24 protein-coding genes are annotated in these 23,480 nt (G+C 62.5%); 13 read left to right on the top strand and 11 right to left on the bottom strand.

Annotation, left to right across the window (positions count from 1 at the left end; translation table 11 throughout):
• The first annotated feature begins 79 nt into the window (after positions 1-79).
• On the top strand, positions 80-1,264 hold the full coding sequence (locus tag KVU_RS00350) for an amino acid aminotransferase (RefSeq protein WP_013383317.1): 1,185 nt from the start codon (positions 80-82) through the stop codon (positions 1,262-1,264).
• Between the two features lie 64 nt (positions 1,265-1,328).
• On the opposite strand, the gene amt is transcribed toward KVU_RS00350, so the two are convergent.
• Both amt and KVU_RS00340 read right to left on the bottom strand, forming a co-directional pair.
• A complete protein-coding gene (amt, locus tag KVU_RS00345; protein WP_013383316.1) occupies positions 1,329-2,678 on the bottom strand; it encodes an ammonium transporter in 1,350 nt (449 codons plus the stop codon).
• Between the two features lie 24 nt (positions 2,679-2,702).
• Complete coding sequence (locus tag KVU_RS00340; RefSeq protein ID WP_013383315.1) at positions 2,703-3,041, bottom strand: P-II family nitrogen regulator; 339 nt, start codon at positions 3,039-3,041, stop codon at positions 2,703-2,705.
• A gap of 284 nt (positions 3,042-3,325) precedes the next feature.
• Between KVU_RS00340 and KVU_RS00335 the strand changes: the two genes are divergently transcribed.
• Positions 3,326-5,650 (top strand): transglycosylase domain-containing protein, encoded by a 2,325-nt coding sequence (locus tag KVU_RS00335; RefSeq protein ID WP_014537435.1) that lies wholly within the window; start codon positions 3,326-3,328, stop codon positions 5,648-5,650.
• Positions 5,651-5,668: 18 nt separating this feature from the next.
• Here the strand turns inward: KVU_RS00335 and KVU_RS00330 are convergent, their stop codons facing one another.
• Positions 5,669-6,178 carry a hypothetical protein gene (locus KVU_RS00330; RefSeq protein WP_013383313.1) on the bottom strand — a complete coding sequence of 170 codons (510 nt, stop codon included), beginning with the start codon at positions 6,176-6,178 and terminating at the stop codon, positions 5,669-5,671.
• 163 nt (positions 6,179-6,341) lie between these two features.
• Between KVU_RS00330 and KVU_RS00325 the strand changes: the two genes are divergently transcribed.
• Genes KVU_RS00325 through KVU_RS00300 form a run of 6 tightly spaced genes read left to right on the top strand, consistent with a single transcriptional unit; the run spans position 6,342 to position 10,539 of the window.
• On the top strand, positions 6,342-6,995 hold the full coding sequence (locus tag KVU_RS00325) for a type I secretion system permease/ATPase (RefSeq protein ID WP_014537434.1): 654 nt from the start codon (positions 6,342-6,344) through the stop codon (positions 6,993-6,995).
• Positions 6,996-7,021: 26 nt separating this feature from the next.
• Positions 7,022-7,411 carry an ATP-binding cassette domain-containing protein gene (locus KVU_RS00320; RefSeq protein ID WP_014537433.1) on the top strand — a complete coding sequence of 130 codons (390 nt, stop codon included), beginning with the start codon at positions 7,022-7,024 and terminating at the stop codon, positions 7,409-7,411.
• Complete coding sequence (locus KVU_RS00315) at positions 7,408-8,592, top strand: putative HlyD family type I secretion protein (protein ID WP_014537432.1); 1,185 nt, start codon at positions 7,408-7,410, stop codon at positions 8,590-8,592. The genes KVU_RS00320 and KVU_RS00315 overlap by 4 nt, the downstream gene beginning before the upstream one ends.
• 36 nt (positions 8,593-8,628) lie before the next feature.
• Complete coding sequence (locus KVU_RS00310; RefSeq protein WP_013383311.1) at positions 8,629-9,093, top strand: RidA family protein; 465 nt, start codon at positions 8,629-8,631, stop codon at positions 9,091-9,093.
• A gap of 4 nt (positions 9,094-9,097) precedes the next feature.
• A complete protein-coding gene (locus tag KVU_RS00305) occupies positions 9,098-10,267 on the top strand; it encodes a GNAT family N-acetyltransferase (RefSeq protein WP_013383310.1) in 1,170 nt (389 codons plus the stop codon).
• Positions 10,264-10,539 carry a 4a-hydroxytetrahydrobiopterin dehydratase gene (locus tag KVU_RS00300; protein ID WP_013383309.1) on the top strand — a complete coding sequence of 92 codons (276 nt, stop codon included), beginning with the start codon at positions 10,264-10,266 and terminating at the stop codon, positions 10,537-10,539. Before KVU_RS00305 ends, KVU_RS00300 begins: the two co-directional genes overlap by 4 nt.
• Positions 10,540-10,542: 3 nt before the next feature.
• Here KVU_RS00300 and KVU_RS00295 read toward each other — a convergent pair whose 3' ends face one another.
• Positions 10,543-11,031, bottom strand: a complete 489-nt coding sequence (locus KVU_RS00295; protein WP_013383308.1) for a peroxiredoxin — start codon at positions 11,029-11,031, stop codon at positions 10,543-10,545.
• A gap of 82 nt (positions 11,032-11,113) precedes the next feature.
• Between KVU_RS00295 and KVU_RS00290 the strand changes: the two genes are divergently transcribed.
• Both KVU_RS00290 and rsmD read left to right on the top strand, forming a co-directional pair.
• Positions 11,114-12,331: an NAD(P)/FAD-dependent oxidoreductase gene (locus KVU_RS00290; RefSeq protein ID WP_013383307.1), complete on the top strand. Its 1,218-nt coding sequence runs from the start codon at positions 11,114-11,116 to the stop codon at positions 12,329-12,331.
• Positions 12,328-12,909, top strand: a complete 582-nt coding sequence (gene rsmD / locus KVU_RS00285; protein WP_013383306.1) for a 16S rRNA (guanine(966)-N(2))-methyltransferase RsmD — start codon at positions 12,328-12,330, stop codon at positions 12,907-12,909. The genes KVU_RS00290 and rsmD overlap by 4 nt, the downstream gene beginning before the upstream one ends.
• On the opposite strand, the gene KVU_RS00280 is transcribed toward rsmD, so the two are convergent.
• Genes KVU_RS00280 through KVU_RS00270 form a run of 3 tightly spaced genes read right to left on the bottom strand, consistent with a single transcriptional unit; the run spans position 12,866 to position 15,206 of the window.
• On the bottom strand, positions 12,866-13,765 hold the full coding sequence (locus KVU_RS00280) for an OmpA family protein (RefSeq protein WP_013383305.1): 900 nt from the start codon (positions 13,763-13,765) through the stop codon (positions 12,866-12,868). The genes rsmD and KVU_RS00280 overlap by 44 nt on opposite strands.
• Positions 13,762-14,487 (bottom strand): GNAT family N-acetyltransferase, encoded by a 726-nt coding sequence (locus KVU_RS00275; protein WP_013383304.1) that lies wholly within the window; start codon positions 14,485-14,487, stop codon positions 13,762-13,764. The genes KVU_RS00280 and KVU_RS00275 overlap by 4 nt, the downstream gene beginning before the upstream one ends.
• A complete protein-coding gene (locus tag KVU_RS00270; RefSeq protein ID WP_013383303.1) occupies positions 14,484-15,206 on the bottom strand; it encodes a competence/damage-inducible protein A in 723 nt (240 codons plus the stop codon). The genes KVU_RS00275 and KVU_RS00270 overlap by 4 nt, the downstream gene beginning before the upstream one ends.
• A 143-nt stretch (positions 15,207-15,349) precedes the next feature.
• Here KVU_RS00270 and map point away from each other — a divergent pair, with 143 nt between their 5' ends.
• Positions 15,350-16,168: a type I methionyl aminopeptidase gene (gene map, locus KVU_RS00265; RefSeq protein WP_013383302.1), complete on the top strand. Its 819-nt coding sequence runs from the start codon at positions 15,350-15,352 to the stop codon at positions 16,166-16,168.
• Positions 16,169-16,207: 39 nt separating this feature from the next.
• Here map and KVU_RS00260 read toward each other — a convergent pair whose 3' ends face one another.
• The 4 genes from KVU_RS00260 to cls all read right to left on the bottom strand — a co-directional run bounded on the left by KVU_RS00260 (position 16,208) and on the right by cls (position 20,907).
• The gene (locus tag KVU_RS00260; protein ID WP_013383301.1) at positions 16,208-16,609 is read right to left on the bottom strand and encodes a hypothetical protein; all 402 of its coding nucleotides are present in this window, start codon (positions 16,607-16,609) and stop codon (positions 16,208-16,210) included.
• A gap of 7 nt (positions 16,610-16,616) precedes the next feature.
• The gene (locus KVU_RS00255; protein ID WP_236953122.1) at positions 16,617-17,381 is read right to left on the bottom strand and encodes a DUF6478 family protein; all 765 of its coding nucleotides are present in this window, start codon (positions 17,379-17,381) and stop codon (positions 16,617-16,619) included.
• Between the two features lie 160 nt (positions 17,382-17,541).
• The gene (gene ilvD, locus KVU_RS00250) at positions 17,542-19,275 is read right to left on the bottom strand and encodes a dihydroxy-acid dehydratase (RefSeq protein WP_013383299.1); all 1,734 of its coding nucleotides are present in this window, start codon (positions 19,273-19,275) and stop codon (positions 17,542-17,544) included.
• A gap of 102 nt (positions 19,276-19,377) precedes the next feature.
• Complete coding sequence (cls, locus tag KVU_RS00245; protein WP_014537429.1) at positions 19,378-20,907, bottom strand: cardiolipin synthase; 1,530 nt, start codon at positions 20,905-20,907, stop codon at positions 19,378-19,380.
• A 67-nt stretch (positions 20,908-20,974) separates the two neighbouring features.
• Here cls and accD point away from each other — a divergent pair, with 67 nt between their 5' ends.
• Both accD and KVU_RS00235 read left to right on the top strand, forming a co-directional pair.
• Positions 20,975-21,946, top strand: a complete 972-nt coding sequence (accD, locus tag KVU_RS00240; protein ID WP_013383297.1) for an acetyl-CoA carboxylase, carboxyltransferase subunit beta — start codon at positions 20,975-20,977, stop codon at positions 21,944-21,946.
• A gap of 1 nt (position 21,947) precedes the next feature.
• Entirely contained in the window at positions 21,948-23,252 is a 1,305-nt protein-coding gene (locus KVU_RS00235) for a bifunctional folylpolyglutamate synthase/dihydrofolate synthase (RefSeq protein ID WP_013383296.1), read from the top strand.
• The last annotated feature ends 228 nt before the right edge of the window (positions 23,253-23,480 follow it).

The following is a 23,480-nucleotide window of genomic DNA, read 5'->3' as shown; positions in this document are numbered from 1 at the left end:
GCGCTAGGTCAACGGGCGACCGGCTTGCCCCTGCCCGACGCGGCTGAAGGCCTGCCTTCCACCGCCAAAGGACAGACTGATGCTCGAGCATCTCAAGGAACAGCCCGCCGACAAAATCCTGTCGCTGACCACCGCTTATCGTGCTGACCCGCGCCCTAACAAGGTCGATTTGGGCGTCGGCGTTTATAAGGATGCCGAGGGTCACACCCCCGTCATGCGCGCGGTAAAAGAGGCCGAGCGTCGTCTGGTCGCAAGCCAAGACACCAAGGTTTATACCGCCCTATCCGGCGATCAGGTCTTTATCGACGCGATGGTTGATCTGGTTCTGGATGGCGCGGTAGCACGGGGCCGCGTGGCGGGCATTGCCACGCCCGGCGGTACTGGCGCGATCCGTCAGGCGCTAGAGTTGATCAAACTCGCCGCGCCCAGCGCCAAGATCTGGGTGTCGAACCCCAGCTGGCCGAACCATGCCTCGATCATCAATTATCTGGGCATGACCCGCCAAGATTACCGGTATTTCGACGAGGAGACCCGCGGTCTCGATTTCGACGGTATGATCGCCGATCTGAAAACCGTCGCGGCGGGCGATGTCGTGCTGCTGCATGGTTGCTGCCACAATCCGACCGGCGCGAACCCGACCGCCGATCAATGGGCCGTCATCATTGAAACGGTGAAAGCCGCCGGTGCCGTGCCGCTGGTCGATATTGCGTATCAAGGCTTTGGCGATGGATTGGACGAGGATGCCGCCGCGACGCGCGCTGTTGCCGCCGCCTTCCCCGAATGCCTGATCGCGGCGTCTTGTTCGAAAAACTTCGGCATCTACCGCGAGCGCACCGGGATTCTGATGGCGATCTCGGACGAGGCTGCGCGCACCGGCATCACGCAGGGCACGCTGAACTTTCTGAACCGCCAGAATTACTCCTTCCCGCCCGATCACGGCGCCCGCGTCGTCGGCATGATCCTGACCGACCCCGCACTGCGCGCTGACTGGCAAGCAGAGCTGGAGGAAGTGCGCCTTGGCATGCTGGGTCTGCGCAAGCAGCTCGCAGACGAGCTGCGCCGCCTGACCAATTCGGATCGCTTTGACTTCATCGCGCATCACCGCGGGATGTTCTCGCGCATTGGCGCAAGCCCGGCGCAGGTCGAGGCGATGCGGGCCGATGATGCGATTTACATGGTAGGCGACAGCCGCATGAACATTGCCGGCCTGAACGCCCGCACCATTCCCCTGCTGGCGGCAGCGATCGTCAAAGCGGGCGCGTAAAACTGCCCGGTTAGACATAAAAAAGGCCCGCCAAACGGCGGGCCTTTTCCTTTGTTCTATCAGCTTATTTGCTGAATTCGGGATAGGCTTCCATGCCCAGTTCCGATTTGTCGAGACCGACTTGTTCAGCTTCGGGCGAGACGCGCAGGCCCATGACCGCTTTGACGATCAGCCAGACGATACCCGATGCGATGATGGTGAACAGGCCAACCACGATGATCGAATAGAGCTGCACCCAGAGGGTTGCTTCGGGGTTGGTGAAGGTCACGGCGATCGTGCCCCAGATACCGGCGAACAGGTGAACCGGAACCGCACCGACAACGTCGTCCAGTTTCAGCTTGTCCAGGAAGGACACACCGAACACGACGATCACGCCGCCCACGGCACCGATCAGCGAGGCAGAACCAAGGCCGGGGGTCAGCGGCTCGGCAGTGACCGAGACGAGGCCAGCCAGCGCGCCGTTCAGCACCATGGTCAGGTCAGGCTTGCGATAGAGGGCCGAGGTCAGGATCAGCGCAGCCAGCGCGCCACCAATGGCACCTGCGTTGGTGTTCGCCATCACGCGGCCAACGTCAGCCGCATCGCCAACAGCCGAGAAGGCCAGCTGCGAGGCACCGTTAAAGCCGAACCAACCCATCCACAGGATGAACGTGCCCAGCGTTGCCAGCGGCAGGTTCGAGCCGGGCATGGCGATGACTTTGCCATCTTTGTATTTGCCCAGACGCGGACCCAGAATGATGATCCCCATCAAAGCCGCCCAGCCACCGACCGAGTGCACAACGGTCGAGCCTGCGAAGTCCAGGAAGCCCATGGCGTCCAGGAAGCCGCCGCCCCATTTCCACGACGCTTGGACCGGATAGATCAGCGCGGTCATCACGATGGTGAAGACCATGAAAGGTGCGAATTTGATACGTTCAGCCACAGCGCCCGACACGATCGAGGCAGTGGTCGCGCAGAACATGACCTGGAAGAAGAAGTCCGACGAGGTCGATGCATAGTCATAGGCATCAACCGCATCAGCGCCGACGCCGACAGCTTCCAGTTTGGCGGTGCCGATGACGCCAAAGATGCCGTCGATGATCCAGCCATCGCCCGGATACATGATCATGTAGCCGACGAGGTAATACATAAAGCAGGCGATGGCGAACATCGAAACGTTCTTCAGCATCTGCATCGTGACGTTCTTCGAGCGGACCAGACCGCCCTCCAGCATGGCAAAGCCAGCGGCCATCCAGAACACCAGAATACCACCGATCAGCATGATCAGCGAGTTCAAGATATAGACCAGATCCATCGAGGAGGGACCGTAGGTCTCAACAGCCTCGACAGCGGCCTCAGCCTCCTGTGCATGGGCTGGCAGGGCAAGCATCGCGGCAAAAGCCGCAAGCCCTGCAAGTTTTTTAGCGTTCAACATTTATAGCTGTCCCTTGCCTCTGCGTCAGAGCGCGTCTTCATTGGTCTCGCCGGTGCGCACGCGAACCGCGCTTTCAACGTCGAGAACGAAAATCTTGCCGTCGCCGATTTTGTCGGTCTTGGCAGTTTTGGCGATGGTCGCGACGACTTCATCGGCCAATGCGTCCGGCACGACGATTTCCAGTTTCACCTTCGGAACGAAGTTCACGGCGTATTCCGCACCGCGGTAGATTTCGGTGTGACCGGATTGCAGGCCAAAGCCTTTGATCTCGGTCACCATCATGCCGCGCACACCCACGGAAGTCAGCGCTTCGCGCACTTCCTCAAGCTTGAACGGTTTGATCGTAGCGATGATGAGTTTCACGTTCTTCCCCTTGCGAGTTGTGACGCGGTTGCCAGTTCACGAATGAGTTTGCTGGCCGCCCGACTAAAAGAGAGCCTTAAAAAGATGCAGCTCGACAAGCGTGCGGCCCTATTTCATGCCGTCGGCGGAAAACTGCTGCACCATAACTGACGCAAAAACAGCATATTTTGAACACTGTGCCTGCATTTTGTGCGCAATGAAAACCCAAAGCAAGTGTTCATGGCCCTCAACATTCCATCCATTCACGGTTAGTATTGGTCAAAACCGGCAAGCGGCGAGCAGTAATGACACAAGATGAACGTAAAGGCGGCGGCCCAGCCTCGCCGATTCTCGTGGCGGACCGCCGCTATAGCACCAGCGCGCCGCGTCCGCGCAGCGGCGGCACAGGTGGCGGTGCAGGTGGTGGCGGCAATAAAGGCGGTGGCAACAGCACCCCGCCCCGGCGCAAGCCCACCCCCCGCCGCGTCCCAAAGAAACGCGGCTTTTTCGGCAGCATCGCCGCTGTCATCTTTGGCATTTTCCGGGCCATCTGGTCGGTGTTTTGGAAACTGGGCCTGACGGCGGTTGTCATCCTTGGCGCCATCGTCTTTGTAAAATCGACCTCGCTGCCGGAAATGGCCGAACTGGTTGATGGGCGCACGCGCGGGTCGGTCACGCTGGCCGACCGTTATGGCGAGACGTTTGCCTGGCGCGGCGACCATTTCGCGGGGATGATCTCGTCGCAGGACGTCGCCCCCGTGCTGCGCAATGCCGTCGTCGCAACCGAAGACCGCCGCTTCAACTGGCATATCGGCGTCGACCCGATTGGGATCGCCTCGGCGGTGCGGATCAACTTGGCCGAAGGGCGCGGTGCGCTGCAAGGCAACGGCGGCTCGACCATCACCCAGCAGACCGCAAAGCTGCTGTGTCTTGGCCGCCCCTTTGTGCCCAGTGAATGGGAAAGCGAAGCCGCCTATGAGGCCGACTGCCGCCGCACCACCATTATGCGCAAGGTCGAAGAAGCGATCTATGCCATGGCGATGGAGATCCGCTATTCCAAAGACGAGATCCTGACCCTTTACCTGAACCGCGCCTATCTGGGCGCAGGTGCACGCGGGTTCGAGGCTGGCGCCCAGCGCTATTTCGGCAAATCCGCCCGCGAGGTGAACGCCTCTGAAGCCGCGATGTTGGCGGGCCTGTTGCAGGCGCCCTCGGCCCTTGCGCCGACATCGAACCTCGCCCGTTCGCAAAACCGCGCCAATGTCGTGATCGGCCTGATGGAGCAGCAGGGTTTCATCACCGCCGCCCAGGCAACCGAGGCGCGCAACAACCCCGCGCAGTTGTCGGCCGCCGCCGCAGCCCGCGCCGGTGGCTATTTCGCCGATTGGGTCATGGAATCCGGTCCCGAATTCTTTACCCGCGACACGACCGAGGATGTGATCATCCGCACCACGCTGGACCCGCGCATCCAGACCGTTGCCGAAAACGCCGTGACCCATGTCTTCGCAGAATCCGTGCGCGAGGGGTCACAAGCGCAGGCCGCCGTGGTTGTCATGTCCGCTGATGGGGCCGTGCGCGCCATGGTCGGCGGGCGCGACCTGCGCGCATCGGGTGCGTTCAACCGTGCCACGCAGGCGCAGCGTCAGACCGGCTCGTCATTCAAACCCTTTATCTATGCCACAGCGCTGGATCAGGGCATCGGCCCGATGGAGATCGTCGACGACAGCCCGATGACGATCAACGTGCGCGGCTCTGGCCCATGGTCGCCGCAAAACTATGACCGCACGTTCAAAGGTTGGATTACCCTGACGCAGGCCTTGGCCGAAAGCCGCAACATCCCCGCCGTGCGCCTGTCCGAGGCTGTAGGCCGCCAGAACGTCGCCCGCATCGCCCATGCGTTTGGCGTGACCGGCGATATTTCCGAAGGGCCCGCCATGGCGCTAGGCGCGTCGGAATCGACCCTGATCGAAATGACCGGCACCTATGCGGGCTTTTTGAATGGCGGCTCTGAAGTGACGCCCTATGGCCTGGTCGAGCTGCGCCTGCAAGGTGATGACACCAGCCTGATGGGCACGATGGGGGGCATCGGTGATCGTGTGATTTCCGAAAACGCAGCGCGCCAACTGAACTGGATGATGTGGCGCGCGGTCGAGGAAGGCACCGGCCGCCGCGCCCGTGTCAACGGCTGGCAGATCGCAGGCAAGTCAGGCACGACATCCGCCGCGCGCGATGCATGGTTCATCGGATTTTCGGCGGATTATGTGATCGGCGTCTGGATGGGCTATGACAATAACACGCCGCTGAACGGCGTGACCGGCGGCGGCATTCCGGCGCAGATCTTCCAAGAAACCATGGCTGGCGTGCTGGAAGGCATGTCACCGACCCCCCTGCCAATGACCGCACCGGGCGAGCAAATCGACTTTGTCGACCCCAGCGGCCTGACGGCGGACGGCGGCGGCTTTCTGCCCTCGGGCGATTCGGCACTGGATCGCGCGCTGCTCGAGGCCTTTGGCGCGCCTGCAGGCAGCCTGCCGCCGGACACCAGCAATCTGCCCACAGCAGGCAGCGGTGACAATTCGCAAGATGCGATCACCAATGCCCTGCAAGGGATCTTGGGCGGCGCAAACTAATACCCAGCGCCCCCGCTGTTAATGGGCGGCGGGGGTGGCCTGACTGGTTTCAATCAGCGGCGGCTGCTCGACAATCGGGACCGCCGCGGGGCGGGCCGGCGCAGGCTCTAGCGCGGCTTCGGGCTGTTGTGGCGCGGGTTCAGGCGGTGGGGGTGGCGGCATATCGCAGCGCTCGTGCCGCAGGGCATAGCCGTTCCAGACCATGATGACGCCTTCGCGTTGGGCGTCGCGCATCATCATGACACGCTCGCTCCAATGGTCGGCATCCTCGCCGTTGCCGTCGACGCATTCCATTGTGTAAAGCGTCGCATCCATATCCAGCACATCGACGGGACGCGTCATGCGGCAGGCAATGCCAACGCCGTAAAAGATGCTATCCTCGATCTTAATCGCGCCGCCCTGCGCACCGACATGTTCGCAGATCCCATTGGCCGATTGGCGATAGATCCCGTCCCAAGGCCCAGCGGCCGCAGCAACACCACACACAGCCGCACCCGCAGCCACAAACGCAAGCAATACCCTGCCCATAAATGTCCTCGCCCCCGACCGCGCAAGCCGCGAATCGGGCAGATTCCTTCTAGTCTGGGCAACGTGCCGCCGCGAGGGGGCGGATCGGGTGTGAACCAAATATATACGCCTTGTCCTTATCCTCGGGCCCATAGGTTAACGACCTTGGGATCAGGATGCACATATGCTGGCGAATTTCCGCATCACTTCTGCGCTAGGCGCCGCCCTGATCGCCAGCGCGATGGTGAATGTGCTGGTGATGACGGGGCCGCTTTATCTGCTGAATGTCTATGACAAGGTCTTTGCCAGCGGCGCGATCGAGACGCTGCTGGCCCTTAGCCTGATCGCCGCCTGTGCCTATGGCGCGCTATTGCGGGCCGAGGATCTGCGTATCCGCATTCTGCACAGCGCGCCGCCCATCGGCGGACGTCTGGCCGCGCTGCCCAGCGCACCACAATTGTTGGATCTGCCGTTTTTGCCCCTGTTTTTGGGGGTGTTATGGCTGATTCATCCGGCGATTGCGCTGACTGCGCTGGGGCTTGGACTGTTCGACTTCCTTTTTGCGTGGCGCAGACCGCTCGCGCCCACACGCCAGGCGGCTGTCATGCGCGGCTTGCACCAGATCGGACAAAGCGCGGTCATTGGCGTTGGCGCGGCCCTTGCCCTGCAAGGTACGCTTTCGATGGGCGCGCTTTTTGCCGCCGCGCTGCTGGCGGGCAAACTTTATGCGCCGCTCGAGGCATTGGCGGCAGTGCTGAGGGGGCCGGACGCTGCGCAACCTTTCGCCGGTAACCGTCTGATTTGCGAGGGTTACGCCCCCGGCCCCCATCCCCCCTGAACTTCAGCATTCCCGGCGGCGAGGCTTTGGCCATCATCGGTGCGTCTGGCAGCGGCAAAACACGGCTGTTGCAGCATCTGATCGCGCGCGGGCCGGGGGTCACATTGCCACTGCCGACGGCACCACAACCGGCACTGGCCGCCCTGCCCCAGGCACTGCCGCCCAGCAGCCTGCCCGGCGGGCGGGCGCGGCTGCTGGCGATCGAGCAGATCTTTGCAACCGGCGCGCGCAGTATCTTGCTGGATCTGCCGGAGAACGATCTGGATAGCTATGCCATTGACCGGCTGTGCGATTTGATTGGCGAGGCACGTGATCGCGGCGCCAGCCTTGTCATCGCCACGCACCATAATCGCCTGATCAGCCTGTGTAATCACGTGCTGCTATTGGATGCACAGCCACTGCGGGCCGCATCGTGAGGGGCGGGCAAGATACGCTTGCAGGGCTGATGCGCAGCCTGTGGCATTTGGGGGCGGCTCTGCTGGTCATCCTTGGGGGGCTTGGGGCGCTGCTGCCGATCCCGACCGCAACTGTGGCGCGCGGCACGATGACAGCTCCGATGGCCGCGATTCCCCTGATGACCATCGAAGGGGGGCACGTCGCTGACAGCTTTGGTGCGATTGATCAGGCCGTCTTCGCCGATCAACGGCTGCTGGGCCTAGACGATCGCGCGCTGCGGATGCAGCGCGATGCATTGTTGGCCGAGGCGGCGCTGCTTCAGACCCGTCGCCTCGCGTTGCAGGACCCGGCCTTTGCGGACGCCATCGCCGCAGACCGCGCCGCCAGCCTTGCCGTGCTGGCACAGGAGGAGACCGGCCTTTCGGCGCGATTATCGCTGCTAGAGAATCGCCTGCCCCGCGCGCAGCGCCAAGCCGAGGCGCAGGCGCAACTCGCCGCCAGCGGCGCCATTCCCGCCGCTGCGGCGCTTGCCGCGCAAGAGGATCTGGGCGCTTTGCAAGACAGTCACGCAGCCCTGATCGCCGGCCTTGCCGCCATTCCCGAACGGCGCGCCGCCCTTTTTAGCCAAGAGGCTATGCGCATACAGGAACTGGCGAGCCAAACTGCCACACAAATCAGCGCCATTGACGCTCGCCTTGTCGCGATCACAGCCGAGGGGAACACCCTCGATCTGCGGATCGCGCAATATCAGATCACCGCCCCTGTTGCGGGCAGGTTGCTGACCTATACCGCCAGCCCCGGCCAGATCCTGCGCCCCGGCGAGGTCTTTGCAAGCCTGCTGCCCGATGGCACGCCGCAACAGGCCACATTGCCCATTGCGCCAGAACAGGCGACCCATCTGCATATTGGGCAGCCCGCCCGCCTGACGGCGATCGGCTTTCAGCAGGCAGAGATTTCCGCCCATATCAGCGCAATTTCGGCCGAGCCATTGCTGGACGATCAGGGTCGCGCCTATCTGCGTGTCAGCCTGCGGCTGGATCACCCCGCAGATCTGCGCCCCGGCCAACCGGTCGAGGTGCGCTTTACCGGCCCCGCCCGCCCGCTGCTGGCCGCCCTCACCGATCCGCTGACCCGCGCCCTGCACACCGCCCTGCGCGAGCCGCCGCTCCCCGCCGTTGCAGCGCCCGCGCAATCGGACTAGCCTTGGCGCATGACCCTTTCCCCGACCGGAGCCGCCATGACCATCGCCATCGAGTCCCGCCTTGCCGAGCTGGGCATCACCCTGCCCGATGCCCCCACCCCAGCCGCCAATTACGTCCCCTATCTCGTGATCGGCGATATGGTGCATATTTCGGGCCAGATCTCGATGGCCGATGGCGCGTTGATCAAGGGCCGCCTTGGCGATGATCTGGATGTGGCAGCAGGTGCAAATGCCGCCCGCGCCTGTGCGCTGAACCTGTTGGCGCAACTGAAATCCGCATGCGGTGGCGATCTGGGCCGGTTGGTGCGCGTCGTAAAACTGGGCGGCTTTGTCAATTCGACCCCTGATTTCACCGACCAGCCCGAGGTTGTGAACGGCGCCTCGAACCTGATGGTCGAAGTGTTTGGCGATGCGGGCCGTCATGCGCGTTCGGCCGTGGGTGTCGCCGCCCTGCCGCGCGGCGTCGCGGTGGAAATCGAAGGTCTATTCCAGATCAACTGATCCGATGTCCGACATCGCCCTGAAAACCCATGACAGTATCGCCGCCATCGGCGCGGCGGACTGGGACGCCTGCGCCAACCCCTCGGGTGCGGCGCGGGCGCGCGATCCGTTCACGACCTATCGCTTTTTGAACGCTTTGGAAGAAAGCGGCTCGGTCGGTGGGCGATCCGGCTGGCAACCGCTGTACTTGCAAGCGCTGCGCAATGGCAAAACCGTCGGCGTCAGTCCGCTTTATGTAAAATCACATAGCCAGGGCGAATATGTGTTCGACTTTGGCTGGGCCGATGCGTGGCAGCGGGCGGGCGGGCAATATTACCCGAAACTGCAAATCGCAGTGCCCTTTACCCCCGCCACCGGTCGCCGTTTCCTGACCGATGACCCCGAGGTGATGGCCGCCCTGACCGCAGGCGCCGTGCAACTGGCCGCGCAGAACGATCTGTCATCGCTGCACATCACCTTTTGCACCGAGGATGAGGCGGCGGCGGGTAGTCAAATGGGCCTGCTGCACCGGATCGGCACGCAATTTCACTGGCAGAACAACGGCTATCGCGATTTTGACGCTTTCCTTGCCGCGCTGTCCTCGCGCAAGCGCAAGACCCTGCGCCGCGAACGGGCCGAGGCGCTGGATTTCGGCGGCGAGATTGTCAGCCTGACCGGCGATCAGCTACAGCCAGCCCATTGGGATGCGTTTTGGGCATTCTACCAAGACACCGGCGCACGCAAATGGGGGCAGCCCTATCTGACACGGGCGTTTTTCGAGATCTGCCAGCGCGATCTGCGCGATGATGTGCTGATGGTACTGGCCCTGCGTGATGGCCGCCCCATTGCGGGCGCGCTGAATTTCATCGGCGCAGGCGCGCTTTATGGCCGCTATTGGGGGGCGCTGGAAAACCACCCCTTTTTGCATTTCGAACTGTGCTATTACCGCGCCATCGACTTTGCGATTGCACAGGGCCTGCCGCTGGTCGAGGCTGGCGCGCAGGGTGAACACAAGCTGGCGCGTGGTTATCTGCCACGCCCAACGCATTCGCTGCATTGGATCGCCGATCCCGGCTTTCGCGCCGCCGTCGCCGATTTCGTGCAGGCCGAAACCGCAGCCGTGGACGAAGAGATCGAAGTGCTGACCACCTATGGCCCCTTCCGCCGCGATGGACAGGAAAGAGAGCCGGAATGAAACCCGATGGATTGGACGCGCTGCTCGAAAGTGGCTGGACATTATCGAGCGATGAAATCGCGATCCGCCGCAGCTTTATCTTCAAGAATTTTAACGCCGCTTTCGCCTTTATGACCCGCGTCGCGATGGTGGCCGAAAAGCTGGATCACCACCCCGAATGGAGCAATGTCTATAAACGTGTAGAGGTGCGGCTGACCACGCATTCGGCGGGCGGGTTGACCGATCTGGATGTGAAAATGGCCCGCAAAATGGATGAATTCGCGGGCCAATAGGTCTTAGATCTTGGACAGCAGGTCTTCGCCGCCCGAAATGGTGCATTGACCGGCGTTTTCCTCGACGCTGAGCACCTTGACCACGCCATCTTCGGCAAAAAGCGCATAGCGCAGCGAGCGGTCGACAAAGCCGATCGCAGGGTTGGAAAAGTTCAGGCCAATCGCCTTGGTAAAGGTCGACAGCGGATCGGCCAACATGCTGATATCGCCAGCAATCGCGCCAGTGCTGTCGCCCCAGGCCTTCATCACGAATGCATCGCTGACGGCGATACAGATCACCTCGTCCACGCCCTTATCGGCAAAGGCGGCGCGGGTGCGAATAAAGCTGGGCACATGCGCGGTGGTGCAGGTGCCGGTGAACGGGCCGGGCAGGCCGAAAATCACGACTTTGCGGCCCGCGGTCAGGGCATCGACCTCGACCTGTTCCACACCGCCCGCGCCAAGGCGCAACAGGGTCGCGCTGGGCAGCTTGTCTCCGACTGCAATGGTCATTCTTGCCTCCTTTGGGCTTTTGTCCGTCCCCTCATGTGTATATGCATCACGCGTTTATTCCAGCACGAAGGCAGATTTATTGATGGATGCGCTGAACCATGTCGTTGTGATCGGGGGCGGACAGGCAGCGGCAGCGCTGGTCGCAAAGCTGCGCACAGCCGGTTACACACAGGCGATCACCATCATCGGGGCGGAAGTTGACCCTCCCTATCAGCGCCCGCCGCTGTCGAAAGCCTACCTTGCCGGAGAGATGGCACGCGAGCGTCTGTACCTGCGCCCCGCCGCCTTTTACCAGCAACACAACATCACCCTGCGCACCGGCCTGACCGTGACCGCGATTGACCGCGCGGCTCGCCGTATCACGCTGTCCGATGGCAGCGCGCTGGATTACGACGCGCTGGCCTTGACCACGGGCGCCGATCCCCGCCCGCTGCCTGCAGACAAAGGCGGCGCGCTGGCGGGCGTTTTGACCATGCGCAACCTGGCCGATGCCGATGCGCTCGACCCGCTGCTGACGGCCGGAAAATCGCTGCTGGTCGTAGGCGGCGGCTATATCGGTCTCGAGGCGGCGGCGGTTGCCGCCAAGCGCGGCCTTGATGTGACGCTGGTACATTCTGGCGCGCGCATCCTGTCGCGCGTCGCAGCCCCCGCAACGTCGGATTATTTCCGCGCCCTGCATGAAAGCCATGGCGTCAAGATTCTGGAAGGTGTCTCGGTCGATCATCTGCTGGGCACGGGTCATGTCACCGGCGCTGTGCTGACGGATGGCCAGCAAGTTACGGCGGATCTGGTGATTGTTGGCATCGGCATCATCCCGAACGACCAGCTGGCCCGCGATGCAGGGCTTTTGGTCGAGAACGGCATTGCCGTTGATGACTTTGGCCGCACCAGCGATCTCGCGATTTATGCAGCGGGCGATGTGGCAGCCCTGGTCTATCAAGGCGTGCGGATGCGGATTGAAAGCGTCGGAAACGCGATTGATCAGGCGGAAAACGTCGCGCTGAACATGCTGGGACAGGGCGTGCCCTATGCGCCAAAGCCGTGGTTCTGGTCGGATCAATATGATTGCAAATTGCAGATCGCGGGGCTTGGCGCAGCCAGCGACGATATCACCATCCGCAAGGGTGAGGGGCTGATACAGTCGAACTGGTATTATCGGGGCGGCCAGCTGGTCGCCATCGACGCGATGAACGACCCCCGCGCCTATATGGTCGGCAAACGCCTGATCGAGGCGGGCAAATCCGCCGATCCGGCACTGGTCGCCGATCCCGCCCTCGATCTGAAGGCGCTGCTGAAGTGAGGATTATCGCCGGTCGCCATCGCGGGCTGCATCTGGCCGAGGTCGGCCGCGGCGACCCCGCCGCGCATCTGCGCCCGACCACCGACCGCGTGCGCGAGTCGCTGTTCAACCTGCTGGCGGGCGGGCGTTTTGGCGATCCGATAGGCGGGGCCACCGTGCTGGACCTGTTTGCAGGCACCGGCGCGCTGGGGTTAGAGGCGCTGTCGCGCGGCGCGGCCCATGTGACGCTGGTCGATAGTGGCCGCGTCGCGCAGCGCCTGATCCGCGACAATATCACCCGCATGGGCCGCGCCTCAGATACGCGCCTGCTGGCGGTGGACACCGGCGCCCTGCCCCCCAATTCCGGCGCGGCGGCGGATCTGGTGTTCCTCGATCCGCCCTATGGCGCGGGGCTGGGCACATCGGCACTGCTGGCGGCCCGCAAGGGGGGCTGGATCGCCGAAGGGGCGCTGATCGTGGCCGAGGAAAGCGGGCCTTTCCCGCCGCCTACCGGTTTCACCCTGTTGGAAAGCCGCCGCTACGGCGACACGCATATCACCCTGCTGCGGGCAGACGCACCGCCTCGACCCGCCGATTAAGGGCGCGGCCCGCCTCATCGTCATTGGGCGCGCGCGGGGCCATGTAACCCGCACCTGCCGCTTGCAATTGCGCGGCGGGCACGGCGAATTCGCTGCGCAGCCGCTGAGCGACGGCCTCGGCCCGCGCCTGCGAAATGGTCATATTCGCAGCCAAGCTCCCGCTGGCATCGGTGTGTCCGACGATCAACACCCGACGCGCGGGATCTGCGCGCAACCAATCCGCCAGCGCCCCCAGCGCCACATCCGCGCCGGGCAATGGGGCTGCGCTGCCCGTCTCGAACGCCAGGCCATCAATGACCGCATGTCCCTCGACCTCGAGCGTCATCGCCCAAGACGGCAGCGCTTCTGCGATGGGGGCGATGGGCATCGGCGCGGCTCCTGCGGTTGCCTCGATCAGTTGCACATGCAGCGCGGCGACACTTTTGCTGATCAGCACCGACAGCGCCGCGCCATCACGCTGCGCCGCGAGAAAGCGGAAATCCCCCAAATCCACGAACATCGCGGGGGCGGCGATCACCTCGGCACCTGCGCGAAAATCAAAGCCGCCACAGGCGCTTGCCGCGCAATCGAACAGGATATCGTAGCCTTCGGCCTGTAGATTCGCGCGGATTTGCTGCATCAAGGGCAGAGTATTGGGATTGGGATCGGCAATCCGCCACGCGCGTCGCTGCACTGCGCCGTCAATAGTGCGGGTCGGCAGCGCGCCATCTGCGAAAGGGCCGGTTGGCAGCGCATAGCTGCGCGCCGCCTCGGCAACATCATAGGTTTCGACCGCGCTGGGGGACAGCGGCAATTCGAACGCCATCGCGACCGAAGCGCATAGCCCGAACACCAAGGCCAAAGCCGCCCGTATCATGCGGATTTCAGATAGTAATAGCCGCCGATCACCTGCAAGCCGTGCCGCAGATACAGCGTGACAGCCGGTAGGTTCTGTTTGGTCACGACCAGCATCAGGCGATCTGCACGATGCGCCCGCGCCCAGTTACTGGCCGCGATCATCAGCGCATGGCCGTAACCACGCCCGCGGGCGGCGGGGATCACCTCGATCGCGTGGAGCACCGCCGCGCCATCATGGATCGCAGCGAACAGCGCCCCGACCGGGCCCGTCGCATCACACAGCGAGATCACGGCCTTCTCGCCGCGCGCACGCGCCATCACCGCCATACGCGCCGCGCCGACGCGGCCGTCATTGTTCCAGACCGCCAAAGCATCCGCACCTGCCGGCCAGCCGGAATGCACCTTTAGCCCCGCAGCCAATGCAGCGGTGGCAAGCGGGCCTTCGAAGGCAAAGACTTCGTCAGACAGGGCATAGCCGCGCGCGCGCAGGATATTTGCCAGCGCCATATCAGCAGCGTCATCATCGGTCAGCAGAAACAGCGGCGGCTGGCCCAGCGTGCGGGCGGCTGCCTCGACATCCGGCAAGGCGCGTTGGATCTGATCGGCTGGGACATTCGGATCGGCGAGCGAGATGGCACTCACGCGGCTGCCGCCGCCCAGACCCTGCCGCAACACGAAGGGGCCATGTGTAAAACGGGCAACTGGCGGCCAGCTTGGCTCCATCCGGTCGATCAGACTCATGCGGGAAAGGCCTCGGCCAGGATAACCAGCGCCGCCTCGACCTGCGGGCCGTCGACGCCGCGCACAACGATATTGGTGCCGTAGACGCTGTCTTTCGAGAAGGGGTAAGAGCCGATGGCAAGGTCAGGGAAATCCGCCGCGATCTCGCCCAGACGGGCGGCAATCTCGCCCTCGCCGCGCATGACGGTCCAGGTCTGTGACAGCACCGGACGGCCAGAGGCCAGCCCCGGCAGCAGCGCGTGGCACATCGCCTCGAACACGCGGGGCACGCCAGCCATCACATGGACATTGCCGATGGAAAAGCCGGGAGCTGCGCTGACAGGATTGTCGATCAGCGCCGCGCCATCGGGAATACGGGCCATGCGCAGGCGCGATTCGTTCAGCTCGATGCCGCGCGGGGTATAACTGGCCTCTAGCAAGGCACGGGCGTCGTCGCGCACACCGATGGGCGTGTCAAACGCGGCGGCGACGGCATCGGCAGTGATATCGTCATGCGTCGGCCCGATCCCACCCGAGGTGAAGACATGATCGAACCGCCCCGATACATCGCGCACCGTGTCTGTGATCGTCTGCGCCTCGTCCGGGATCATCATCGCCAGTTTCAGGTCAATCCCAAGGCGCGTCAGCTCTTGCGCCAGAAAGAACATATTACTGTCGCGCGTGCGGCCGGACAGCAGCTCATCGCCGATCAGTAGAATTGCAGCTGTCGGATTGGCCATGCGGCCCCCTCATTTACCTGAAATACCCATTCCTTCAGGTATAGGCATGGCCGGGCGCGACTTCTACCCCGGCCTTTGACCCATGGTCTGGATTTGTCGCCGATGATCGACTATCTGCCGATCAAGACGAAAGGATGAAAGCAGTGGACGAACGCAGAGGAAGACTGACGCGCGAAGGGATTCGCATTCATGAGCTGGCCGATTTCGCCGGCATGGCCGAGGCTGGCCGCGTCGTCGCCCAGATTCTGGACGATATCACCCCGCATGTGCAGCCCGGCGTCACAACCGGCGCGCTGGATAAGCTGATCCTCGAGATGGTTGAGGCGCATGGCGCGACATCGGCCACGATCGGCTATAACGGCTATCAGCATGCGTCGTGTATTTCGCTGAACCATGTGGTCTGCCACGGCATTCCCGGCGACAAGGTGCTGAAAGACGGCGATATCATGAATATCGACGTCACGGTCATCGTCGATGGCTGGTATGGCGATTCCAGCCGCATGTATGTGGCGGGCAGCCTTTCACGCAAAGCCCAACGTCTGATCGATGTCACGCATGAGGCGTTGATGGTCGGCCTTGCACAGGCCAAACCCGGCAATACCTATGGCGATATCGGCCATGCGATCCAGACCTATGTCGAGGCGCAGCGTATGTCGGTTGTGCGCGATTTCTGCGGCCACGGCCTGGGCCGCGTGTTCCACGCCCCGCCAAACGTGCTGCATTATGGCCGCGCGGGCTCTGGCCCCGTGCTGGAGGAAGGCATGTTCTTTACCATCGAGCCGATGGTGAACCTGGGCAAACACGAGACCAAGGTTCTGGCAGATGGCTGGACGGCGGTGACGCGCGATAAATCCCTGTCGGCGCAGTTCGAACACTCGATTGGCATTACCGCAGACGGGCACGAGGTCTTTACCGCATCCCCTGGCGGGATTTTCTATCCCACCCAAGATCTGGCAAAATAAAAGGGCGCAGCAGCGCCCTTTTTCACATGCGGGGGGGGATTAGATACCGCCCTCGCCCTCCATCTGTTCGACCATGATGCGTTGGAAATCTTCGGCATCGCGGGCAAAGCTGCGAAAGGCCGATTTGAGCAAGTCAAGCTCGGCCCGTAAAATGGCAATTTCAGCCTGCTGGGGGTTCAACGCGTCTTCGCCCACCGCCATCACAAACCGCGAAATCTCGATCCCTGTATCCTGATCACGGATGATCATTACATGCTGACCCGCGCTGACCATTGCACGCGGCACCTCGACACGCAGGGCATAATCGCCGCCCTCTTGTGCCGTCCATGCGACGGGCAGGTCCACACCGTTATGACTGGCGACCAAGCGTGGCTCGAGCACCGTGTCCGTCAGCAGCCCTTCCCATATACCTTCGACAATACGCGTTTCAATCAGTGTCATGAGCAGCCTACATCTCTGCGCGCGGGAAACGCGCCATCGTCAAATCATTAATCACAATGCGGTTTAACGTCGGTTTTTCAAAGATCAGGTCCAGCCACATCGCTTCGACCCGTTTTTCATTCAACTTGGTATAGGCCATGTCGAATTCGACGCTGGTATCATAATCGCCCGGCGGCAGTTCGCGCAGAATCGTTTCGACATTGGGGCCGTGTTTCACGTTCAACCGCGCGAAACCCACCAGCCCGCCTTCGGTCATATAGTTAAGGTTCAGCGCGATCAGATGGCGTAACTTCAACCCGGTCACAGGCGCCTCTGGCAGCGTCAGCACCAGGCTGACATAACTTGCGTCAAATCGGAACGTCTCGATTTCAAAGCGATAGGATGCCAGCCCCGCGCGCGTATTACGCGACTGACGCACTAGCGCCTGACCGGCATTGCCGTCGTGGAACAACTTCATATGCTGCCCCAAAGCGGTGCCGCTTTCTGGGCCAATTAAAACGGCTGGGCGCAAGGGTGCCGTCCACAATTCGGGCCGCCATGCCCAATCGCTGCTGACCGGCTGTTCTATACCATTATCGGGCGCAGCCGCAAAATTCAGTCGGGCCGCTGCAGCGCGCTCAATCGCATCAAGATCGTGGCGCAACCGGCCCGCTTCGTCAGCGATTTGTTTCACCTTTGCGGGGGATGTGCTGGTATCAGCCGCGCGCGTGGCGGCTTGCGACCAATAGCGCCGTGCAATGCGGCCCGACAGATTGTTCAAAAATTCAGACATCGGAGGCCCCAGCGTCGGTGCGGCCCACAGGCCGCCTTGGCCCATGTGTAAAACAAACAATATCTTAGCGCAAAGCGCAAATCTTCGCTCGCGTGAATATTGGGTGGCGATTGGTTAAACGAAAGGCCCCGGCTTGGGGGCTGGGGCCTTTCTTGATCGCTTACTGATCCATATAGACGTGGCGCTCGGCTTTCGCACCCGGATGAGTGACAGCGCCAAGGCGGGCGGTGCCCACAAGACGGGCATATTTCCACAAGGCACCCGACTCATATTCGGTTTGACGCGGACCAGCCCAATCGGCCTTGCGCGCGGCCAGTTCCTCATCCGTCAGATCGACCGAGATCTCGCCGGTCACGGCATTGATCGTGATCATATCGCCGGTTTTCAGCATAGCGATGGGGCCGCCATGGGCCGCTTCGGGGCCAACGTGGCCGACGCAGAAGCCGCGCGTCGCGCCCGAGAAACGACCGTCAGTGATCAGCGCAACTTTCTTGCCCATGCCCTGCCCCGACAGTGCGGCGGTGGTCGACAGCATTTCGCGCATCCCGGGGCCGCCAGCGGGCCCCTCGTTGCGAATGACGATTACGTCGCCGACGCTATACTGGCGATGGGTCACAGCCTCGAACGCGTCTTCTTCGCATTCAAATACCAGCGCGGGGCCGGTAAAGATCTGTTCTTCCGGCTTCATACCCGCGACCTTCACGATAGCCCCATCGGGCGCGAGGTTGCCGCGCAGGCCAACGACGCCGCCCGTGGGCGTGATCGGGGTTTCAATCGGATAGATCACGCGGCCATCGGCCTCATGGGTGATGGTCTCCAGCTCTTCGCCCAAAGTGCGACCCGAGGCGGTGATGCAATCCAGATGCAGCAGGCCCTGTTTCGCCAACTCCTTCATCACGACCGGCACGCCGCCAACCTCGTGCAGGTCTTTGGCGACGTAATCGCCACCCGGACGCAGGTTCACGAAATAAGGCGTGTCGCGGAAGATATCGCACACGTCGAACAGGTCAAAATCGATGCCCGCCTCATGCGCGATGGCCGGCAGGTGCAGCCCCGCATTGGTCGAGCCGCCGGTACAAGCCACAACGCGCGCCGCGTTTTCCAGCGATTTGCGCGTGACGATATCACGGGCGCGGATGTTCTTTTCGATCAGACGCATCACGGCCTGACCCGAGAAGTCACCATATTGGTCGCGCGATTCGTAAGGCGCAGGCGCGCCCGAGCTGTTCAGCAGCGCAAGGCCGATGGCCTCGGACACGCAGGCCATGGTGTTCGCGGTATATTGACCACCGCAGGCACCGGCACTGGGGCAAGCAATACGTTCCAGAATGTCCAGCTCGGCCGAGGTCATCTTGCCAGCGGCGTGCTGGCCGACAGCCTCGAACACGTCCTGCACTACGACATCGCGGCCGTTCAATTTGCCCGGCAGGATCGAGCCGCCATAGATGAACACCGACGGCACGTTCAGACGCACCATCGCCATCATCATCCCCGGCAGCGATTTATCACAACCGGCAAGGCCGACGATGGCGTCATAGCAGTGGCCGCGCATCGTCAATTCGACCGTATCGGCAATCGCATCGCGCGACGCCAGCGACGAGCGCATCCCCTCGTGCCCCATGGCGATACCGTCGGTCACGGTGATGGTGGTGAATTCGCGCGGCGTGCCGCCACCTTTTTTCACACCCATTTTCACCGATTGCGCCTGACGGTTCAGGGCAATGTTGCACGGCGCCGCTTCGTTCCAGCAGGTCGCGACACCAACCCACGGCTGGTGAATCTCTTCCTCGGAAATCCCCATTGCATAGAAATAGCTACGATGCGGAGCGCGCTCGGGACCTTCGGTCACGTGGCGGCTGGGCAGGCGGGACTTGTCAAAGCGGCTGTTCTGCATGGGGTCCTTCCCAGGTTCAATGGCTGAAGGGGGGAATAACCCTGCGCGCGAGCGGGTTCAAGACAACTTTATGTCTTTTGCGGGCAAAAATGTTTTCGCAAGTTACAAAAGCGGCCCAGCCAGCGCGACAAGATTGTGGTAGACCTTGCGCCAGGTTGGCCAGCGGGCCACATCGGCCAGTGTCACAGGCTTGCAGTTCTGCAGATAGATCGCCTGCCTTTCGTCCAGCATGTCCGCCACCTCGGGCGAATCCATCAAGATGTTGCATTCATAGTTCAAATCAAAGCTGCGCCGGTCCAGATTGGCCGATCCGACGATCGAGAGCATGCCGTCGACCGTCATAATCTTGGCGTGCAAAAGCCCGCCCTCATATTCCAAAATCTTGACGCCCGCGGCCAGCAGCGTCGGATACAGGCTGCGGCTGGCGGCGGCGATGATCCATGAATCGTTGCGTTTTGGCAGCACCAGCGTCACATCGACGCCCCGCCGCGCGGCCGCCAGCAGCGCCTGATGCAGCGCGGGGTCGGGCAGATAATAGGGCGTCGTGGCGGTCAACCGCCTGCGCGCGGCATAGCACATGGCGATCAGCGTATCGGCAATGCCGATCTGACTTTGCGAGGGACCCGAGGCGATCACCTGCCCCGTGGTGCCGGTCGCGACCACCGGCCCGTCATCCTCGGGCGGGAAATGCGGCTGCGGTGCGACCAGCAGATCAACCGGCGCATCGTCATCATACAGCATCCAATCGGCGATAAAGACCGCCTGCATCTGGCGGACCAGCGGCCCCTCGACCCGCATCAGAATGTCGATCCAGGGGGCATAGCGGCGCTTGATTGCAAAGGCCTCGTCGGCGCAATTGCGACTGCCGATCCAGCTGATGTGGTTGTCCACCACGACCACCTTGCGGTGATTGCGCAGGTCAACGCGCTGGAACAAAACCTCGACCAAGGGGTTGCGAAACGGAAAGGCGCGGTGCAGCCGCACGCCCGCCGCGCGCATCGCCTTCCAATGTTTCGACCCGATCAGCAGACGCGAGCCCAGCGCATCGACAAGAACACGGCAGGTCACGCCGCGGCGCGCAGCATTGCTGACCGCCTGCACCATGCGGGTGCCGATCGTATCGGGCAGCCAGATGTAAAACAGGATGTGAACCGTATCGGTCGCCCCATCAATGGCGGCGATCATATCATCCATCATCGCATCGCCTTGGGGCAACATCGTCAGGCGGTTGTCGGTCACGGGGACAAAATCGCTGGTGGCGGTGCCCATGGCGAAACTGGTCGCGGCCTCATGCGCCGAGCCATGCGAGATATTATTCGCCTCCCACAGCGCCGTTAACTGATTGCGCACGTTCTGCATCTTGCGCCCTTTGGCGCGGTTCAGGCGAATCTCGCCAAACAGCAGATAGACGATAACACCCAGAACCGGGATCAGCGCGATCAGCATGACCCATGACAGACGGACGACGGGCTCCATCTGGTCACGCACCAGCACGCGGAAAATAACGGCAATCACCAGTGCATAATGCAAGCCCAGCACCGCAAAGGTGGCCAGTGTGCGCCAATCAAAGGGGATGCCGAGCCATTCCATGCGCGGATAGCACGCGAAAGCGGCCGACTTGTCTATCCCCATGATTGCATCTTTGGGCCATGCACCTTATTTCAGGGGTTAAAGATTGAGGCCGAACGGCAAGGAACCCATGAACTGGATCACGAATTACGTCCGCCCGACGCTGAACTCGCTGTTTTCGCGGCGCACCGACGTGCCGGAAAACCTGTGGAGCAAGTGCGACGAATGCGGCACCATGCTGTTCCACCGCGAGCTTGAGGAAAACCTCAACGTCTGCACGCATTGCGGCCATCACATGGCGATCACGGCCCGCGCGCGCCTGACGGCGCTGTTCGACGGCGGCCAGTTCGCCGAGTTGAAAGTGCCCGAGCCGCTGGTCGACCCGCTGCATTTTCGCGACCAAAAGAAATATACCGACCGTCTGAAAGCCGCGCAGAAATCCTCGGGCGAGAAAGACGCCATGCTGGTCGCCGAGGGCGAGATTTTCGAAACTCCCGCCATTGTCGCCTGTCAGGAATTCAAGTTCATGGCCGGCTCTATGGGCATGTATGTTGGCAACGCGCTGATCGCCGCCGCGCAGCGCGCGGTCGAGACCAAGCGTCCGCTGGTTGTGTTCACCGCCGCGGGCGGCGCGCGGATGCAAGAGGGGATCCTCTCGCTGATGCAGATGCCGCGCTCGACCGTGGCCGTCGACATGGTGAAAGAAGCGGGTCTGCCCTATATCGTCGTGCTGACCAACCCGACCACGGGCGGCGTTACCGCATCCTATGCGATGCTGGGCGATGTGCAGATTGCCGAGCCCAACGCACTGATCTGTTTCGCAGGTCCCCGCGTGATCGAACAGACCATCCGCGAAAAGCTGCCCGAAGGGTTCCAGCGCGCCGAATATCTGCTGGATCACGGTATGCTGGATCGCGTCACCCCGCGTGGCAAGATGAAGGAAGAACTGGCAACGATCATCCGTATGCTGATGGGCCTGCCCCAGCATGTGGTTGGCCCCGTTCCCGCCCCTGCGCCCGCCGAGGCGCCCGCCGCCGAAGCCGCCGCCAAGCCCGCCGAAAAACCTGCAAAAGCCGCCAAGCCAGCGCCGGAGAAGAAATAAAATGAGCCTTCCCGGCGCCCCCCGCGCCGCCGATGATGCCGGATCCGACCGCATTTTGCGCCGGATGATGCAGTTGCACCCAAAGGTCATCGACCTTGTGCTGGACCGCATGTGGGACATCCTTGGCAAACTTGGCAACCCGCAAGACAGCCTGCCGCCCGTGATCCATATCGCGGGCACCAATGGCAAGGGCTCGACCCAAGCGATGATCCGTGCCGGTCTGGAATCGGGCGGATCGCGCGTGCATGCCTATACCTCGCCGCATCTGGCGCGCTTTCACGAGCGTATCCGTCTGGCGGGCACGCTGATTTCCGAGCCCGCGCTGGAAGGCTATCTTGATCGCGTTTACGCCCAAAATGGCGGCGCGCCGATTACCTATTTCGAGATTACAACCGCCGCCGCGATCCTTGCCTTTTCCGAGGTGCCCGCCGATTACACGCTGCTGGAAGTCGGCATGGGGGGGCGGCTGGATGCGACCAATGTCGTCGCGCGCCCCGCGCTGACCATCATCACGCCGGTCGATCTGGATCACCAAGGCTATCTTGGCGATACGCTGACCAAGATCGCGGGTGAAAAGGCCGGGATCATCAAGCGCGGCGTGCCAGTCGTCGTTGCGCCCCAGCATGACGAATCCATGGCCGTGATCGAGGCCGAGGCCGCCCGCCTTGGCGCGCCGCTGCATGCTTATGGCCAGCAATGGCATGTCGGCACCGAAAATGGCCGTCTGATCTATCAGGACGAACGCGGCCTGCTGGATCTGCCGCTGCCGCGCCTGCGCGGGCCGCATCAGATCATGAATGCAGGCACCGCGATTGCGGCCCTGCGCCTGCTGGGCGCCGATGACGCCGCTTGCGAGGCGGCCGTCACCCGCGCCGAATGGCCTGCCCGGATGCAGCATCTGACCGCTGGCCCCTTGGCCGAACTGGTGGCGCCATGTGATCTGTGGCTGGACGGCGGGCACAACCCTGCGGCTGGCCTTGTGATTGCCCAGACGCTGACCGCGATGCGCGACAAGCCGATCCATCTGATCTGCGGTATGCTGAACACCAAAGACGCCAGCGGCTATCTGCGCCCGCTTGCGCCTTTGGCGAAAAGCTTTACCGCCATCGCAATCCCGGATGAGGCGAACACCATCCCCGCCCCTGACCTTGCCGCGATGGCGCAGGGCGTCGGCATGCAGGCCAGCGCGGCGGATGATCTGCAAGCCGCGCTGCGAACGATTGCCGCACGCTTTCCGGGCGAGCGGGTGCTGATTTGCGGCTCGCTCTATCTTGCCGGGCATGTGTTGCGGGAAAATGAGGGCTGATTCGTCTTTGGCGAATCATTTTTCTTGACCCGCGAATCGCCCATCGCTTACCCCTATTAACCAAGGGGCAAGCTGGCAGTCACCGACGACACAAAGAACGAGGGGGCGTAAAGCCCCCCATTTCTTTTGGCAGGCCCCATAGTGTCACCACAGCGTCATCCGCACCGCCTAATGGCAGCGCATCGACGAATTGGAGGGATGCCATGCGCACCACACGCCGCCAACTGC

The organism is Ketogulonicigenium vulgare WSH-001, assembly GCF_000223375.1.
Lineage (GTDB): Bacteria > Pseudomonadota > Alphaproteobacteria > Rhodobacterales > Rhodobacteraceae > Ketogulonicigenium > Ketogulonicigenium vulgare.
The sequence above is the reverse complement of the archived record's forward strand: the minus strand, read 5'-3'. Positions and strand labels throughout refer to the sequence as shown.

Coding starts and splice junctions, on each gene's coding strand:
- KVU_RS00305 (WP_013383310.1), top strand. CDS start 9,098: ATGTCCGACATCGCCCTGAAAACCCATGACAGTATCGCCGCCATCGGC.
- KVU_RS00325 (WP_014537434.1), top strand. CDS start 6,342: ATGCTGGCGAATTTCCGCATCACTTCTGCGCTAGGCGCCGCCCTGATC.
- KVU_RS00275 (WP_013383304.1), bottom strand. CDS start 14,487: ATGAGTCTGATCGACCGGATGGAGCCAAGCTGGCCGCCAGTTGCCCGT.
- KVU_RS00280 (WP_013383305.1), bottom strand. CDS start 13,765: ATGATACGGGCGGCTTTGGCCTTGGTGTTCGGGCTATGCGCTTCGGTC.
- ilvD (WP_013383299.1), bottom strand. CDS start 19,275: ATGCAGAACAGCCGCTTTGACAAGTCCCGCCTGCCCAGCCGCCACGTG.
- KVU_RS00270 (WP_013383303.1), bottom strand. CDS start 15,206: ATGGCCAATCCGACAGCTGCAATTCTACTGATCGGCGATGAGCTGCTG.
- KVU_RS00310 (WP_013383311.1), top strand. CDS start 8,629: ATGACCATCGCCATCGAGTCCCGCCTTGCCGAGCTGGGCATCACCCTG.
- KVU_RS00295 (WP_013383308.1), bottom strand. CDS start 11,031: ATGACCATTGCAGTCGGAGACAAGCTGCCCAGCGCGACCCTGTTGCGC.
- KVU_RS00330 (WP_013383313.1), bottom strand. CDS start 6,178: ATGGGCAGGGTATTGCTTGCGTTTGTGGCTGCGGGTGCGGCTGTGTGT.
- amt (WP_013383316.1), bottom strand. CDS start 2,678: ATGTTGAACGCTAAAAAACTTGCAGGGCTTGCGGCTTTTGCCGCGATG.
- cls (WP_014537429.1), bottom strand. CDS start 20,907: ATGGGGATAGACAAGTCGGCCGCTTTCGCGTGCTATCCGCGCATGGAA.
- KVU_RS00235 (WP_013383296.1), top strand. CDS start 21,948: ATGAGCCTTCCCGGCGCCCCCCGCGCCGCCGATGATGCCGGATCCGAC.
- KVU_RS00290 (WP_013383307.1), top strand. CDS start 11,114: ATGGATGCGCTGAACCATGTCGTTGTGATCGGGGGCGGACAGGCAGCG.
- KVU_RS00255 (WP_236953122.1), bottom strand. CDS start 17,381: ATGTCTGAATTTTTGAACAATCTGTCGGGCCGCATTGCACGGCGCTAT.
- KVU_RS00335 (WP_014537435.1), top strand. CDS start 3,326: ATGACACAAGATGAACGTAAAGGCGGCGGCCCAGCCTCGCCGATTCTC.
- accD (WP_013383297.1), top strand. CDS start 20,975: ATGAACTGGATCACGAATTACGTCCGCCCGACGCTGAACTCGCTGTTT.
- KVU_RS00300 (WP_013383309.1), top strand. CDS start 10,264: ATGAAACCCGATGGATTGGACGCGCTGCTCGAAAGTGGCTGGACATTA.
- KVU_RS00260 (WP_013383301.1), bottom strand. CDS start 16,609: ATGACACTGATTGAAACGCGTATTGTCGAAGGTATATGGGAAGGGCTG.
- KVU_RS00350 (WP_013383317.1), top strand. CDS start 80: ATGCTCGAGCATCTCAAGGAACAGCCCGCCGACAAAATCCTGTCGCTG.